The sequence below is a fragment of the Polaribacter glomeratus genome, assembly GCF_002954665.1.
In the GTDB taxonomy this organism is placed as follows: Bacteria; Bacteroidota; Bacteroidia; order Flavobacteriales; family Flavobacteriaceae; genus Polaribacter; species Polaribacter glomeratus.
Genome location: NZ_MSCM01000001.1, coordinates 580,385 through 596,586 on the forward strand (window position 1 = coordinate 580,385; position 16,202 = coordinate 596,586).

At 30.1% G+C, this 16,202-nt stretch carries 13 protein-coding genes; 9 read left to right on the plus strand and 4 right to left on the minus strand.

The window, feature by feature from the left end; translation table 11 throughout:
* The first annotated feature begins 2 nt into the window (after positions 1 to 2).
* From BTO16_RS02490 to BTO16_RS02505, 4 genes are read left to right on the plus strand one after another with little or no spacing between them, the layout of a single operon-like run.
* Positions 3 to 1,637: a peptidylprolyl isomerase gene (locus BTO16_RS02490; RefSeq protein WP_105021483.1), complete on the plus strand. Its 1,635-nt coding sequence runs from the start codon at positions 3 to 5 to the stop codon at positions 1,635 to 1,637.
* Positions 1,637 to 2,485, plus strand: a complete 849-nt coding sequence (locus BTO16_RS02495) for a hypothetical protein (protein ID WP_105020080.1) — start codon at positions 1,637 to 1,639, stop codon at positions 2,483 to 2,485. Before BTO16_RS02490 ends, BTO16_RS02495 begins: the two co-directional genes overlap by 1 nt.
* The gene (locus BTO16_RS02500; protein WP_105020081.1) at positions 2,451 to 3,830 is read left to right on the plus strand and encodes a peptidylprolyl isomerase; all 1,380 of its coding nucleotides are present in this window, start codon (positions 2,451 to 2,453) and stop codon (positions 3,828 to 3,830) included. Before BTO16_RS02495 ends, BTO16_RS02500 begins: the two co-directional genes overlap by 35 nt.
* Before the next feature lie 3 nt (positions 3,831 to 3,833).
* A complete protein-coding gene (locus BTO16_RS02505) occupies positions 3,834 to 4,787 on the plus strand; it encodes an AAA family ATPase (protein ID WP_105020082.1) in 954 nt (317 codons plus the stop codon).
* On the opposite strand, the gene BTO16_RS02510 is transcribed toward BTO16_RS02505, so the two are convergent.
* Genes BTO16_RS02510 through BTO16_RS02520 form a run of 3 tightly spaced genes read right to left on the minus strand, consistent with a single transcriptional unit; the run spans position 4,784 to position 6,880 of the window.
* Positions 4,784 to 5,344 carry an RsmD family RNA methyltransferase gene (locus tag BTO16_RS02510; protein ID WP_105020083.1) on the minus strand — a complete coding sequence of 187 codons (561 nt, stop codon included), beginning with the start codon at positions 5,342 to 5,344 and terminating at the stop codon, positions 4,784 to 4,786. The genes BTO16_RS02505 and BTO16_RS02510 overlap by 4 nt on opposite strands.
* Positions 5,344 to 6,177 carry a DUF3822 family protein gene (locus BTO16_RS02515; protein ID WP_105020084.1) on the minus strand — a complete coding sequence of 278 codons (834 nt, stop codon included), beginning with the start codon at positions 6,175 to 6,177 and terminating at the stop codon, positions 5,344 to 5,346. The genes BTO16_RS02510 and BTO16_RS02515 overlap by 1 nt, the downstream gene beginning before the upstream one ends.
* Complete coding sequence (locus tag BTO16_RS02520; protein WP_105020085.1) at positions 6,143 to 6,880, minus strand: hypothetical protein; 738 nt, start codon at positions 6,878 to 6,880, stop codon at positions 6,143 to 6,145. Before BTO16_RS02520 ends, BTO16_RS02515 begins: the two co-directional genes overlap by 35 nt.
* Before the next feature lie 103 nt (positions 6,881 to 6,983).
* On the opposite strand from BTO16_RS02520, the gene BTO16_RS02525 reads away from it, so the two are divergent.
* Positions 6,984 to 8,408, plus strand: coding sequence for an ATP-dependent DNA helicase (locus tag BTO16_RS02525; protein WP_105021484.1), 1,425 nt, complete (start codon positions 6,984 to 6,986; stop codon positions 8,406 to 8,408).
* Here the strand turns inward: BTO16_RS02525 and BTO16_RS02530 are convergent.
* Positions 8,405 to 9,355 (minus strand): lipid A deacylase LpxR family protein, encoded by a 951-nt coding sequence (locus BTO16_RS02530; protein ID WP_105020086.1) that lies wholly within the window; start codon positions 9,353 to 9,355, stop codon positions 8,405 to 8,407. The genes BTO16_RS02525 and BTO16_RS02530 overlap by 4 nt on opposite strands.
* A gap of 93 nt (positions 9,356 to 9,448) precedes the next feature.
* Here BTO16_RS02530 and ppk2 (BTO16_RS02535) point away from each other — a divergent pair, with 93 nt between their 5' ends.
* From ppk2 (BTO16_RS02535) to BTO16_RS02550, 4 genes are read left to right on the plus strand one after another with little or no spacing between them, the layout of a single operon-like run.
* Entirely contained in the window at positions 9,449 to 10,309 is an 861-nt protein-coding gene (gene ppk2, locus BTO16_RS02535; protein WP_105020087.1) for a polyphosphate kinase 2, read from the plus strand.
* 5 nt (positions 10,310 to 10,314) lie between these two features.
* Positions 10,315 to 11,100, plus strand: coding sequence for a polyphosphate kinase 2 (ppk2, locus tag BTO16_RS02540; RefSeq protein WP_105020088.1), 786 nt, complete (start codon positions 10,315 to 10,317; stop codon positions 11,098 to 11,100).
* Positions 11,101 to 11,153: 53 nt separating this feature from the next.
* Positions 11,154 to 15,236, plus strand: a complete 4,083-nt coding sequence (locus tag BTO16_RS02545; RefSeq protein WP_105020089.1) for a T9SS type B sorting domain-containing protein — start codon at positions 11,154 to 11,156, stop codon at positions 15,234 to 15,236.
* Positions 15,233 to 16,201, plus strand: coding sequence for a PorP/SprF family type IX secretion system membrane protein (locus BTO16_RS02550; RefSeq protein ID WP_105020090.1), 969 nt, complete (start codon positions 15,233 to 15,235; stop codon positions 16,199 to 16,201). Before BTO16_RS02545 ends, BTO16_RS02550 begins: the two co-directional genes overlap by 4 nt.
* Position 16,202 lies beyond the last annotated feature (1 nt).

The window sequence follows — 16,202 nt, forward strand, 5'->3', positions numbered from 1 at the left end:
TTATGAGAAAGTTAGTTTTATTAGTCGTTTTAGGCTTTTCAAGCATCGTTTTTGCACAAAAGAAAAGCAAAGTTTTACTTACTATTGATGGTGAAAAAATCACTATTTCTGATTTTAAGAGAGTTTATGAAAAAAATTTAGACGCAATTGATAATGAAGAAGCAAAAGATGTTGAGAAAAATTTAGACCTTTTTATTAACTATAAGCTTAAAGTAAAGGAAGCTTATGGTATAAATTTAGACACTTTAACGTCTTATGTAAGGGAAATGGAGACTTATAGAAATCAGCTTTCTGCCCCTTATATGCAAGATTCGGCTTTTATAAACAAACTTGTTAAGGATGCTTATTTTAGAACAAAAAATGAAGTAAAAGCAAAACACATTTTAATTATTACTCCAAAAACTCCTAGTCCAAAAGATACTTTAGAGGCGTATCAGAAAATTGTAAAAATTAGAGATAGAATTATAAAAGGAGAAGATTTTGAAGAAGTTGCGATAGAGGTTTCTGAAGACCCTTCTACCAGAGATGATCAAAAATCTGGCAAACCAGGTAATAGAGGTAATTTAGGTTATTTTTCTGCTTTTAGAATGGTATATCCTTTTGAAGCTGCTGCTTATAACACCAAGGTTGGTGAAGTTTCAGAACCTTTTAGAACTAGTTTTGGGTATCATATTTTAAAAGTAGATTCTTTAAGACAATCGAAAGGCGAAGTTGAAGTGGCTCATATTTTAATAACAGACACTTCTACGAATGGTGAAGCTCTAGCCAATGAAGTTTATAAAAAACTACAAAGTGATGAGCAATTTGGTGCTTTAGCAAGACAATATTCTGGTGATGTTGGTACAAAATCTAAAGGAGGAAAATTGAGACAATTTGGACCAGGAATGATGGTGAAACCTTTTGAAGATGCTGCTTATAGTTTGCAAAAAGAAGGCGAATACTCTAAACCATTTCAAACACGTTTTGGTTGGCATATTGTTCAACTCATTAAAAAACATCCTATTGCACCCTTTAGTGAAATGGAGAGTGATTTAAAAAGTAAAGTAAGATCTGGTGATAGAGCTCAGTTATCTCAAAAGGCGGTAATTAACAAATTAAAGAAAAAATATGCTATTGTAGAAAATGAACAAGCGAAAGATATTTTTAATAGAACCGATTTAAAATCAATTTCAAAAGATTCACTGCAATCAATAATTTTATCAATAAATGACCTAAAAATAACGCAAGAGCAGTTTGTAAATTATCTTAATAAAAGTACAGATATTCCCGTATATCAAAGTTTTGAAGACTTTAAAGATTCAGAAATTTTATCTTACTATAAAGATAATTTAGAAAAATCAGAACCAGAATTTGCGTATACTATTCAAGAGTATAAAGACGGATTGTTGTTGTTTGAGTTAATGCAACAGAAAATATGGGAAAAATCATCTAAAGACTCCTTGGGCTTAAAAACTTTCTTTAACGATCATATAAAAGAGTATCAGCCAAAGGTATTAGATTCTATAAAAGGTCAAGTAATGAACGATTATCAAAACTTTTTAGAAAAAAATTGGATATCAGATTTAAGAAGAAAAAGCGTTATAGACGTTGATAAAAGACAACTTAAAAAATTGATTAAATTTTATAAAAGCAACTAATGAAACATTTTTTAATTGCATTTTTAACGATAGTATTATTAAACTCTTGTAATTATTTTAAAATGCAAGAAGATACCGAAATAACATCAGAAATTGTTGCAGTTGTAAATACAGAAAAGCTTTTCAAAAAAGATTTAAATAGTATTTTACCAGAAGATATAAGCGAAGAAGATAGTCTCATTTTGGTAAAAAGTTTTATTAATAATTGGGCAATAAAACAAATATTACTGCAAAAAGCAGAGAACAATAATTCTTTAGAAGAAGTAAATGAAATTTCTGCATTAGTTAAAGATTATAGAGAAAGTCTACTTATTAATAACTATAAAGAAATACTTATTAAACAACAATTAGATACCGTTATAAAAGAAGAAGAAATTATTGATTTTTACTCAAAAAATAAAGAAAATTTTAGATTGAACGAAGAGTTAGTGAAAATTAAATATCTTCATTTTACTAAAAAAGTAATTAATAAAAATGAGCTTATAAAACTTTTTGCATCAGAAAAAATTGAAGATTTAGAAAAATTAGAAAAACAGCAATTAAGTTTTAAGCATTTTCAGTTTAACGATTCTGTTTGGACACAATTAGATAAGGTTTTGTTAAAAGTTCCTTTTTCGAAGGATAATATGTTAAAAAAATCAAAATTACTCCAAAAACAAGATTCATTAGGGTTATATTTGGCCACTATAAAAAACGTTTTATTAAGGAATGATACAGCTCCATTAAGCTATATTAAACCTACCATAAAACAAATGATTTTACACAAACGTAAAATTGAATTAATAAGAGATATAGAAAAAATACTAGTAAAAGATGCAACAAAAAACAACAATTTTAAAGTATACTAAATTAACCTTTTTATCAGTTTTTCTTGGGTTGATGAGTATATCAACTTTTGCTCAAAAAATAAAAATAGATGGTGTTGCTGTAGTTATTGGTAAAAACATCGTTTTAGATTCTGATATAGAGAAATTTAAACAAGAAGTAGAAATTAGATCAGAAGGTAAAATTACTATTACAGACTGTGAAATGTTAGAGGAGTTAATGCAACAAAAACTTTTAGCACACCACGCCGTTGTAGATAGTGTTGTAGTTGCCGATGCAGATATCAACAGCCGAGTAGAAAGAAGTATACAGTATTTTACACAACAGTATGGCAGTGAAGATAAAGTAATAGAAGCTTATGGTTTTAACGATTTAGACGACTTAAAAAAGGAATTATATACTGTTCAAAAAGAAAATGTTTTAATTGAAAAAGAACAGGAAAAAATCACCGAAAAGATAGATGTAACACCAGAAGAAGTTCGTTTGTATTTTAACGGATTAAAAAATAGTGGAGAATTACCAGAGTTTCCTGCAGAAATAGAATTGGCGCAAGTTGTATTATATGCAGCTCCAACTAAAGAAGAAAACGACAGAATTGTTACACAATTAGAAGAGATTAAAAAGCAAATAGAAGATGGTGCTAGCTTTAAAATGAAAGCAATTATAAACTCTGATGATCCAGGAGTTACCCAAAATGGAGGGCAATACGAGGTAACTAAAGACTCACCATTTATAAAAGAGTTTAAAGAAATGGCTTTTAGTTTAGATGTTAATCAAGTTTCTAAACCATTTAAGTCAGATTTTGGATACCATTTAATGCAATTGCATGAAATTAAAGGAAACATGAGGGTTGCATCACATATATTAATGCAGCCAGATATTCCTGAAACCAGATTAAAAGATACCCAAGTTAGAGCAGAACAAATTGCAGAAGATATTAAAGAAGGCAAAATTACTTTTGAAGAAGCGGTTAAAAAATATTCTGAAGATAAAGAAACCAAAAATAATGGCGGCGCAATTGTAAATCCGTATACTGGTGATGCTAAATTTGATTTAACCAGAATGGATCCAGATTTATATGCAAGGGTTGCTGAGTTAAAAAAAGGCGAACTTTCAGATGTCTTTTTTGATCAAAATAGAAGCGGAGAGAAAATGTTTAAATTCATAATTATGAAAGATAGAACAGATACTCACACAGCAGATTTAGTTGAAGATTATGTAAAGATTCAAGATTTAGCATTAAGAAAAAAGAAAGAAGAAACCGTTACTAAATGGTCTAAAGAGAAAATAAAAGATACATATATTAAAATGTCTGCAGATCATAATAAATGTACTTTCGAAAAAAATTGGAAAAAAGAAACTAAGTAAAAAATGTCTGATGTTAAAGCTGTAAATGAATTAGTAGTTCAATATAATTCATTAAAATCTGAAATTGGTAAAGTAATTATTGGTCAGCAAGAAGCTGTAAAGTTTACACTTATATCTATTTTTTGTGGAGGCCATTCTTTATTAATTGGTGTACCAGGTTTAGCTAAGACTCTATTGGTAAATACAGTTTCTAATGCTTTAGGATTAAATTTTAAACGCATACAATTTACACCAGATTTAATGCCTTCGGATATTTTAGGAAGCGAAATTTTAGATCAAAATAGACAGTTTAAGTTTATAAAAGGACCTATTTTCTCTAATATAATTTTAGCAGATGAAATCAATAGAACTCCACCAAAAACGCAAGCAGCCCTTTTAGAAGCTATGCAAGAACGTTCTGTAACGGTTTCTGGAAATCATTACAAATTAGAGTTACCCTTTTTTGTTTTGGCAACTCAAAACCCTATTGAGCAAGAAGGAACATATCCTTTGCCAGAAGCTCAATTAGACCGTTTTATGTTTTCTATTAACTTAGAGTATCCTTCATTTAAAGAAGAAGTAGAAGTTGTTAAAAGCACAACAAGCAACATAGAGCAAAAAGTAAATGCCCTGTTTACTAGTGAAGATATTATTGCAATCCAAAAATTGATCAGAAAAATACCAGTTACAGATAATGTAATAGAATATGCAGTTACTTTGGTTGGCAAAACCAGGCCAAAATCTAACGAAGCTACAGATATGGTAAAAAGTTATTTAGATTGGGGAGCAGGCCCAAGAGCATCACAAAATTTAATTTTAGCGGCAAAAGCACACGCCGCGATAAATGGTAAATATTCTCCAGATATAGAAGATGTTAAGTCGGTGGCTATTCCTATTTTATCGCACAGAATTGTAAAAAATTACAAAGCAGATGCAGAAGGAATCTCAATAGCCGATATTATAACATCCTTACTTTAATTTTCTGTTTCTTCTTCGGTAGAATTTTCAAAAAAGCTAAACACATTACCTCCATAACGCTTGTCGTAGCTATGTTTTGCATGAGTAGTTAAATCTGTATGTTTAGAATGTTCAATAATTAAAACACCATCATTTTTCAGCATTTTTTTAGTAAAGACAGTTTCAATGATCTCAAGAAATTTTTCAAGTTCAAAATCATATGGAGGATCTGCAAAAATAATATCTGCTTCTAAAGGTGTTTTTTCTAGAAATTTATACACATCACTTTTGTAGGTAATAATGTCTAATTCTAGTTCTTTAGCAGTTGTATTAATAAACTTTATACAATTAAAATTAGCATCTACTGCATAAATAGTTTTTGTACCTCTAGAGGCAAATTCGTAACTAATATTTCCAGTTCCGGTAAATAAATCAATAACAGTGATGCTATCAAAATAATATTGATTGTTTAAAATGTTAAACAAAGCTTCCTTTGCCATATCTGTTGTTGGCCGAACTGGTAGGTTTTTAGGTGCTCTTAAACGTCTTGCTTTTAGTTTTCCTGATATTATTCTCATTATCCTAGTAATATAAAGTTAGAGTGGTTTGGTGCTTCTAAATCTTTGAAAATGGAATTTTGACTTTCTAGGAAAAAGATATTTTTTATGTATTTGTAAGCAATCTTATAAATTTCTGATTCAGTTTGAATGTCTCCCATAAAAAACAACTTAAAAATAGCTGTATCTAGTTGAATTTGTTCTACTGTAAATAAAATATAATAGATAAAATCTTCTTTTGTCTGATATAAAAATGAATTTAAAAAAATAATTTTTTTATTTTCTAAGACAACAATATCAAATGAGTTTTTAGACACATTGACAAACATTGTTTTTTCATTTAACCTTTTAAGCATTAATAATTTTTCTATTAAAATTGTATGATGATGTCTGTATTCAAACTCACCAAAATTTTGAAATAAATAATTATTGATATTTATATAAGGGACATACAAATTTTTAGCTTCAATAGAGGTTACTTCATCAAAAGCTATAAAATCTGTACTTAATGTTTTAATATTGAAATTAAGATAGGAAGCTAGTTTATTTTCATCAAAATATTTTGAAGGTACAAGCGTAGCTAAGTTATTTTTATGAATAACTAAAACTGAGGTGTATTCAAATTGTAGATTTGCGTTATTCTTAAAGATATACTCAATATTTTCTAGTAAATCTTCAGGAGAATTTAAGGTTTCTTCAAATTGATATGCTGTAAAATAAATTTTTTCTTGTGTTTCTGAGTCAGTTACACAAAAAGAAAATCCATCCAAACTAAATTGGATGGATAATGCTATATTTTTTGTTTTCTGTAAAGAAATTTTACTCGTCTTTTTTTGCACCGTCTTTTTTATCATAAGCAGGAGGCCAGTTTCCACCAGTGGTAACTTCTTCTAAAGAACCTACAGAAACATACTCACCTTTAATTTGATCATTCTCAATAGCTTCGATTTCTTGTTTCACTAAAGATTCATTCATACCGGTTAAAATTCCTTTTTTAGGAGTTCTTGCTCTAAAAGTTGCAACAACTAAACCTGGTACTTTTTCAACAGAACCAACTTCTATTTCGAATTCAGCACCTTCTACACCAGGAACTTTAAACATATCTGTAAAGTTTCTACCTTTAAAATATTTTAAAACGGGTTCATAGCCAATAGTGTCTGTAACTTTTTTCTCTTCGTCAATAATTACACCACCACCTTTGTTAACTTGAACTACAATTGTTTTAGTTTCGGTAATAGCCATTTTAGCTGTGTTGATAAAATTAATTAAACCAGCTTTGTCATTGGTGTATTGCGCGTTAACTTCGTAATATTTTACTTCTGCATCTCTAATAATTTTTAAATTATCTACAACAGCCGAGAATTTTTCAATTTTTTCTTCATTAAATTTAATAGGTTCTAAAATACCATCATAAATTTTAATCCCCAAATATATTGCTAAGAGCAGCAGTATAACAGATGGAATCCATCGTAATTTTAGAGGTAAATATTTAACTACAACAAAGGCTACAGCGACAGCAGCTGCGATAGCTCCAATAATCATTAATAATAAATTCATTTTATATTGTTTTTTAATAGTCTTATCGCAAATCTACACTTTTTTTTTAATGATAAAAATTTTTCTTTATAAAGAAATGTATCTTTGGTCATTTAAAATACATATGCACAAAATATCTTCTGATTTTTATAAGGAACTATTAAAGAAATTTCCATACACACCAACGGTTAAACAAGGTCAATTACTAAATTTACTAAGCACTTTTATTTTTAATGAAGAAAAAGATTCATTGTTTTTATTAAAAGGATATGCCGGTACAGGAAAAACAACTACGATAAGTGTTTTTGTAAATGCGCTTACTTCTGTGGGCAAAAAAGCAGTTTTATTGGCGCCAACAGGTAGAGCAGCTAAAGTGATTTCTATTTATTCTAAAAGACCCGCATTTACAATTCACAAAAAAATATACTTTCCTAAAAAGCAATCAAATGGTTCTGTAGATTTTGTTTTACAACCAAATAAACATAAAAACACTATTTTTATCATTGATGAAGCTTCTATGATTCCAGATAGTAGACAAAATCAAAAATTGTTTGAATCTGGTTCTTTGTTAGACGATTTAATATCTTATGTATATGCAGGTGAAAAATGTAAAATTATTTTTATTGGTGATACAGCGCAACTTCCGCCCGTAAAATTAGACGTAAGTCCGGCATTAATAGCAGATACTTTAACCTATGAATATCATAAAAGTGTTACAGAAATTGAATTAGATGAAGTAATGCGACAGCATGAAAACTCGGGTATTTTAGCAAATGCAACACAATTAAGGTTATTATTACAAAATGAAGGCAATAGCTTTCAGTTTGATATTCATTTTCCTGATATTAAAAGATTAACGGATGGTTATGATATTGAAGACGCTTTAGTAACTGCATATGATTCTGATGGAGTAGAAGATACTGCATTTATTGTGCGCTCTAATAAAAGAGCCAATGAATACAATCAGCAAATACGAATGAGAATTCGCGGACAAGAAAATGAAATTTCTGCTGGCGACTTTGTGATGGTTGTAAAAAATAATTATTATTGGTTAGAAGAAAACTCTACAGCAGGTTTTATCGCCAATGGCGATATTTGCCAAGTTTTAAAAATCTTTTCTATAAAAGAATTGTACGGTTTTAATTTTGCTGAAGTTGAGTTAAAAATGATTGATTACCCAGAAATGCAACCTTTTGAAACGGTGCTTTTATTAGACACATTAACCAGTGAAAGTCCGTCCTTAACCTATGAGGAATCAAATAAATTATATCAAGCGGTAAAAGAAGATTATGCGCACGAAAAATCTAAATACAAACAATTTTTAGCTATTAAAAAGAACAAATACTTTAATTCTTTACAAGTAAAGTTTTCGTATGCTATGACTTGTCATAAATCTCAAGGTGGGCAATGGAAGACTGTGTTTATAGAACAACCTTATTTGCCAGATGGTGTTTCTAAAGAATATTTTAGATGGTTGTATACCGCTATTACAAGAGCTCAAGAAAAGCTCTATTTAATAGGGTTTAAAGATGATTTCTTTACAGATTAATGCAGTAAATAATGAAAAGAAATTGTGCCAAAAATATTGCCATTATCATTTCTTAATTGGTTCGATTTATTTGTGCTAAAATGAAAAGCATAGCCAAAATTAAACCTGTTAGCAGTAAATTTTAAACCTGCTTCTAATTGGAAAACTAAAGGAATTAACTCCTTAGTAACTGGGCTCGTTGTATTTAAAAAACTACCTTGTAATGTAGCGTCGTAAAGTGCATACCTAACCATTGACTTTATGTATAAAAAAGATTCTGTTTCTCGTTTAAAGGCAGTGTTTTCATCATTTAAATTAGTGTTAAAAGCAATTGAATTTGTAATTTTAGCCAAGGTTTTTAAACCCAGTCTTGCATAAAACCCCGAAGAAATATTGGTATAAACGGTTCCTAGTTTTGCTTCATTAATCCAAGATACATCATAATTACTTGATTCATCTTTTACTAAAAACTGAGAATATTCGGTATTAAAATTCAATCCAAAAGCATTTTTTATTTGATACTCCCAGCCAATTGCTCTTTTAAACCCGTAAATATCATGTATAAAATCTTGTAATTCTTTACCAAAAGCGTCTGGACCAATAACTCCAATTTGTATAGAAGTTTTTAGAATTTTATCATTTTTATAAATTCGATTAACACCAAAACTTCCATATAAATAACTAGCAAAAGGTCTGTCATGATCATTAATGTTTTCTACAATTGCCTTGTAAGGCGTATACATTTCGTGACCAATTTCAATTTCAAAAATTCTTTTTTCTTGATTTTCTTTTTTAGTTTTAGAAAGATATCTGTAATTTAAAAACATTCCATTTGTATAATATCTATCTTTTTTAGAAGAAACATACAAATCATTATCCGTTGTAAGTGTTATTTCTTTTGAGAATTTTTCTTGAGAAAGAATTTGAAAAGAAAGGAAAAGCAAACAAAAATAAAAGCTATATTTCATAGTAAACAAATATAAAAGAACTAATTTAAAAGAGTGAAATTTTAACAGCTTTTTAAAAAAAAGGTTTTATTTTAGACCTTTTAAATTTAATACATGGATACCAAAGAAGCCCTGAGCAGAGAAGAATTCGAGAACATAAAAAATAATGAAGAACTATTATCTCTTTTACAGAAAAAGAATATTTCTTATAATAAGGTAGTAAATACACTCTCTTATAATAACGAATTAAGATTATTACAAATAGAGCTTGTAAAGCTTCAAAACTATATTTCTAAAAAAAAGAAACGAGTTGCGATTGTTTTTGAAGGAAGAGATGCTGCCGGAAAAGGTGGTAATATTCGTAGATTTATGGAGCATTTAAACCCAAGATCGAGCAGATTGGTAGCATTAAATAAACCTACGGATGTAGAAAAAGGGCAATGGTATTTTCAACGATATATTAAAGAATTACCAAATCCTGGTGAAATTGTTTTTTTTGATAGAAGCTGGTACAATAGAGCTGTTGTAGAACCTGTAATGGGTTTCTGTTCTGGTAGTCAATACAAACAATTTTTAGTGCAAGTTCCAGAATTTGAACACATGATGTATGAAGATGGCGTTGTTATCATAAAGTTTTGGTTGTCAATAACTAAAGAGGAGCAGCAAAAGCGCTTTGAAGCAAGAAAAGAAAATCCTTTAAAAAGATGGAAATTTAGTCCGGTGGATAAACAAGGTCAAATTTTGTGGGATAAATACACACATTATAAGTCAGAAATGTTTTCAAAAACACACACTTCTTATAGTCCTTGGATGATTATTAAAACCAATGACAAAAAAGTTGCAAGATTAGAGGCGATGAGACACGTTTTATCACAATTTGATTATGAAGGTAAGTTAGATGCGGGTACTGTTGTAAATCCAGATCCAAACATTGCCATGCGTTATTATCGTTCTAATACTTTACAAATAGATTAAATTTTATGGATATAAAATTAACAGCATCAGACATTAAAAAGTTAAATTCTAAAAAAGGATTTTTAGCTTTGTTATCTAAAGAGCCTTTTAATATTGTAAAAGCGCTTAGATATATCGATTATCAGAAAAAATTAGAGAAATTGCAAACCGAGTTAATTAGAATGCAAACTTGGGCAATTAATAATAATGAACGTATAATTGTTGTTTTTCAAGGAAGAGATGCAGCAGGAAAAGGTGGCGCAATTAGAAGGGTAACAGAGCGAATCAACCCGCGTCATATGCGTATTGTAGCATTACCCAAACCATCGGAAGATGAGCAATCCCAATGGTATTTTCAACGCTATGTAGAACAGTTTCCAAAAGCTGGCGAAATGGTGTTTTTTGATAGAAGTTGGTATAATAGAGCTGTCGTAGAGCCTGTAAACGGATTTTGTACTCCAGAAGAATATGATATTTTTATGAATCAAGTAAACGATTTTGAAAGAATGATTTTAGAATCTGGAATTCATTTGGTTAAAATCTATATGTCTATTTCTAAAAAAGAACAAGCACAACGTTTTGAAGATATTAAAAATGATCCTTTAAAACAATGGAAAATGACCAAGTTAGACGAAAAAGCACAGGTTTTATGGGATCAATACACAGAGTATAAAAACGCCATGTTTGCAAAAACGAACACTAAAATCTCTCCATGGAAAATTATACGTGCTAATAGAAAAACGGAAGCTAGAGCTAATGTTATCACTCACATATTAAAAAGTATTCCTTACGATAAAAATTTAAAAATCTAAGTTTTTCAACAACCCTATATTTTTATGTATTTATTAAACCCTGTTTTTCTGGTATGAAAAAAAGACATTTTATAGTACTATTTTTTTTCTTAACATTTTTACAGTTTTTAACAGCACAAGTTCCACCATTTGCACAAGTTGATTATGATACTGCAGAAGTAAATACTACTTTAAATGTTGCTGCTCCAGGAGTTTTAGTAAATGACTCAGATGCAGATCCAGACGATATATTAACCGTTTCCGCATTTAATGTAAATGGTATATCATATGTAGCAAGTCAACTAGCCGTACTTGCCGAAGGTAGTATTACAATAAATACAGACGGTAGTTATACTTTTATTCCTTTTTTAAATTATACAGGCAACGTTCCTACAATTATTTATACGGTTTCTGACGGTACTTTTACAACAACTGCCAATTTATTATTAACGGTAGAACATATTGATAATTTGCTAGATATATCACCATTTAGTAGTTGTAATCAAGGATTTACGGCAAACGGAGAGTATAAATTAAGATATACAGTAGTTCTTAAAAATAAAAGTACAGCAAGAGATTATCATCCTTCAAGTTTGATAAAAAACATAGATTTAACGAGTAATTTGCAATCAACTTTTGGCAACGGTTGTGTTGTTGGCGTTGACGGAGTAGAAATTTACAATAATAATTTTACACCAGATTATATAAACGATACTGGTTACCCAAGAGAATTTACGGGTGCTGCTACAAACTCTAATTTCTTAAACGTAACATCAAATTCAATTTTTAATGCAGATGCAATAGCTAATCTAACATTATATCCTAGACAAAATATTGTAGTTGTTTTTTGTGTTACCGTAAATCCTTTTTGTAATGGTAGGCCAAACCCAACACCTTCTGGCGCTGGAATTGATTTTGACAGTACTATAAATGTTACTTCAGATAGAGGTAATGACTCGGATGGCTTTACGCTTACAGATTTTCATACTACAGAAGCGGTTATAGCTGCAGGTTTGCATGTGCCTAAGTTTAATGATTTATTAGATCCTCCAGGAACCATAAATTCTGATGGAACTTATGATTATATTAATACAGTAATTATTACAAACGAAGGAACTTCTACGGCTAATAATGTAAATTATAACATGGGTTTAGGTAGTTTTTTGGATAACGGAATTACTTTTCAAGAATTAAAAGTCAACCAAGTTTCTGGTCCAAATGTTCTAGTTAATACTGCTTTTAATGGTGATACAAGTTCAACTTTGTTAATGCCAAATACGTCACTTGCACCAGGGCAAACTATAATATTAGAGGTTTTTTATTTAATAGAGCCTTATTCTTCAACTAATTACAGCTATTTTTATCAAAATGACAAATCTCAAACACAAGGAGGTCTCGATGGCTTTGATGAAACGACGACTAGTAATAAAAGATTGAACTCTTTTGTTGTTTGGTCGGATAATTTAGGAAATCATTTAGATCGATATTACAAATCAAATTCGCCTACAGAAATTGTATCTTCTTCATTGCAATGTGATTGTACTAGAGCAAGTATGCGATTTTTATTTACCTCTTCGTCAAGCACAAATAAGATAATTTCAGAGGTTAAAAAAGCACCAAACACTATTTTAGAACAAGAAGAAGTTACGTTTCAAATTACGATTAAAAATACGAGTGAATCTGTACAATTAGAAAATTTGCAGTTAAAAGATGATTTAACAAACATCTGTGGCGGAAATATAATTTCTGTAACAAAACCGTTTATTCAAAAATCATCAGCAACTACAAACCCTATATTAAATGTAGATTTTGATGGTTCTTCTGATAGTTCTTTTTTTGATGGAACATCAGGATTATTAAAAGTAAATGAAACGATTACGATTCAATTTTCGGTGGTTTATAGTGAGTCTTGTATTGGGATAAATACTGCTTTTTTTACATCAACAGTTCCGCTGGGTGACCCAACGGAGTCCTTTGGATCTGTAATTGTAAACGCTTCTACAGATACAGATAATGACGGAATTATAAATAGCATCGATATTGATGATGACAATGATACCATTTTAGATACGTTAGAATACAATGGTTTAAATCCGCTAGATGACGATGATGCGGATTTTATTCCAAATTATAGAGATACAGATTTTGGAGCAGATGCGAATGGAGACGGAATTGTAGATATTTTTGATTTTGATAGCGATGGCGTTCCAAATCATTTTGATTTAGACAGTGATAATGATGGAATTTTAGACATTGTTGAGGCAGGAAATGCAATTAAAGACACCAATAATAATGGTGCAACGAATAATGCAGTTGGCGCAAACGGACTGGATAATGCGCTAGAAAATAATGATTCTCCTAATGCTTCAATTAATTACACAATTCCTAATACTGATGCAAATGGAAATCCTAATTATTTAGATATTGATGCGGATGGAGACGGAATTGTAGACAACATTGAAGCACAATTAACAGAGAATTATAAACCATTAAGTGGCACTGTTTCATCAACAGGAATTGATACTGCATATCCAAACGGAATTAATCCTACAGACACAGACAACGATACTATTTTCGATTACATAGATTTAAATTCTGATAATGATATTCGTGATGATCGTATTGAAGGTTGGGATACAAATAGCGACGGAATTGCAGAAACAATAGCGTTTAATTTAGATGCAGACAACGACGGCCTTGATGATGCTTTTGATAGGAATAGAAACTTAGTAAATCCTACAAATGGACAAGTTCCTACGGATTTTCCAAACATAGATAATATTGATAATCCAGAAAGAGATTGGAGAGAAATACTAGCTATTATTGTTGTTATCGATAATGTTATTGCAACAGAAGGAGAGGATTTTGTGTTTACTTTAAAGTTAGTTACAAAAAACGACAACAGTATTTTAATAGAAAGTGCTTCGCCAATTGATATTAATTTATCAACTATAAACGGCACGGATACTACAAATGTGTATGATGTAGCTACTTCTCCTTTCGATTATAGTGGTTTTACAAATACAACTTTCACGATTCCTCCTTTTACGAATACCATTCAGTTTACAGTAAATTCTTTAGAGGATATTATCTATGAATTGGATGAGTTATTTACATTAAACGGAGCAATTACATCCAACAATACCATAAATAATAGTATTAGAGGAATCGGTACTATTTTAGACAATGATGCAAAGCCTTCAGTTACAATGAATAATTCTAGAGAAGAAGAAGGCATTGATTTAGAACACACAATTAAAATAAGTAACCCAAGTTCTACACCCATCATTATAGAAATTAATACAAGTGATAACCTTGCTATAAGTCCAGATGATTATACTTCAATTTTAGAAAGCTTAACCATTAATGGCACCGTAAATCCAAACAATGCAAACACACAAATTTCATTTAGTATTGCTACAAAAACTGATAATTTAAACGAGTTAGAAGAAGAAAATTTAAATGTAATTGGTGTCGTTACAACAAATAATATTGGCGCTCAAGATTTAAATAAAACAGGTGTAATTTTAGATATTGATCCAAATCCGTTAGTGGATATTCAAGATATAACTGTTGTTGAAGGTGGTGTTTTAGTGTTTACAATCAGGCTTTTAAATGCAGATTTACAACCGATGCAAAATTATCGTCCAATAAATTTTATTTTAGAAACTTTAGACGATACTGCAAATGCAAATGAAGATTACAAACCGATTGCTATATTTACGAATATTCCCGCTTTCACTTCTTCGATAATTCAAGCTGTAGAAACCTTAGAAGATGCGTTAAACGAAGACACAGAAACACTAATTTTGCAAGCGACTACAAACCTATCAAATGTATCAAATACATTTATACCAGCGGGAATAGGTTTTATTAAAGACAATGATTATCCTAATTTATTTTCACCAAATTCTGATGGTAAAAGCGATTTATTTAAAATATCTGGTATTGAAGAGTATGCAAATTTTAAACTAAATATTGTTGATCGTTGGGGAAATGAAGTATACAACTATACTAATAATGGCAGGGTAAACCCAATTTGGTGGGATGGAACTCGCAATGGAAATCCCGTTCCGGCTGGTGTTTATTTTTACACGTTAGATTTTAATGACGGAACTACAAAGCCAATTAGAAATTTTATAGAATTGATAAGATGATACGAACTAATAACGATATTGTCTTTAAAATTAAAAACGCTAAAACTCATTGGTTTAAAACTTGGGCAATAGTATTCATTTTTACTTTTAGTTTATATACGGATGCACAACAAGTACCCAACTATACACAATATTTATACAATATGCAGATTATAAATCCTGCATACGTTGGTTCTAGAGCAGAATTAAGCATGTCTGTATTGTCAAGAGATCAATGGGTAGGTGTAGCGGGTGCGCCAGTTACTAGAACTTTTTCCGTAAACGGAAGAACAAGTATGGGCCTAGGTTTTGGTGCTACCGTTGTAAATGACAAAATAGGTTTATCAGAAAGTACAAATGTAAATATCGATGCTTCTTACACAATTGTAACATCAGAATATGGTAGACTAGCCGTTGGATTAAAAAGCGGAATTACTTTTTACAGTAATAATTTGGCAAACGGAATTACACCAGATAATGACATATACGCTTCTGCAACAGGTAGTTTCCCCAATGTAGGATTTGGTACTTTTTATTATAATAGAAAATTTTATGTAGGTTTATCTTTGCCTTATTTGTTAGAAACGCCACAATTTTACACCCAAGAAAATATTGATAATGGTAAAATTGCAACAAATGCAAACTATTTTTTTTCAACAGGCGCTTTGTTTATACTAACAGAAGATTTGCTATTTAAACCATCAACAATGGTGAGATACGCTCCTAATTTACCTATTTCTGTAGACATTAATTCTAATTTTTTGTACAAAGAAATTATAGAAGCAGGGTTGTCTTATCGCTATGAAAACTCAGTTAGTGCGTTATTTGCACTTATCATTAATGAGAAATATAGAGTAGGATACGCGTATGATTATAAATTATCAACACTTGGTGGTAATTTAAGTTCTCATGAAATTATTTTCCATTTAGATTTAAATTTAAACAGAAATTCGAGATGGTTGCTTCACAACAAGTGTTATTTTTAAG

Coding starts and splice junctions, on each gene's coding strand:
- BTO16_RS02490 (WP_105021483.1), top strand. CDS start 3: ATGAGAAAGTTAGTTTTATTAGTCGTTTTAGGCTTTTCAAGCATCGTT.
- BTO16_RS02495 (WP_105020080.1), top strand. CDS start 1,637: ATGAAACATTTTTTAATTGCATTTTTAACGATAGTATTATTAAACTCT.
- BTO16_RS02500 (WP_105020081.1), top strand. CDS start 2,451: ATGCAACAAAAAACAACAATTTTAAAGTATACTAAATTAACCTTTTTA.
- BTO16_RS02505 (WP_105020082.1), top strand. CDS start 3,834: ATGTCTGATGTTAAAGCTGTAAATGAATTAGTAGTTCAATATAATTCA.
- BTO16_RS02510 (WP_105020083.1), bottom strand. CDS start 5,344: ATGAGAATAATATCAGGAAAACTAAAAGCAAGACGTTTAAGAGCACCT.
- BTO16_RS02515 (WP_105020084.1), bottom strand. CDS start 6,177: ATGATAAAAAAGACGGTGCAAAAAAAGACGAGTAAAATTTCTTTACAG.
- BTO16_RS02520 (WP_105020085.1), bottom strand. CDS start 6,880: ATGAATTTATTATTAATGATTATTGGAGCTATCGCAGCTGCTGTCGCT.
- BTO16_RS02525 (WP_105021484.1), top strand. CDS start 6,984: ATGCACAAAATATCTTCTGATTTTTATAAGGAACTATTAAAGAAATTT.
- BTO16_RS02530 (WP_105020086.1), bottom strand. CDS start 9,355: ATGAAATATAGCTTTTATTTTTGTTTGCTTTTCCTTTCTTTTCAAATT.
- ppk2 (WP_105020087.1), top strand. CDS start 9,449: ATGGATACCAAAGAAGCCCTGAGCAGAGAAGAATTCGAGAACATAAAA.
- ppk2 (WP_105020088.1), top strand. CDS start 10,315: ATGGATATAAAATTAACAGCATCAGACATTAAAAAGTTAAATTCTAAA.
- BTO16_RS02545 (WP_105020089.1), top strand. CDS start 11,154: ATGAAAAAAAGACATTTTATAGTACTATTTTTTTTCTTAACATTTTTA.
- BTO16_RS02550 (WP_105020090.1), top strand. CDS start 15,233: ATGATACGAACTAATAACGATATTGTCTTTAAAATTAAAAACGCTAAA.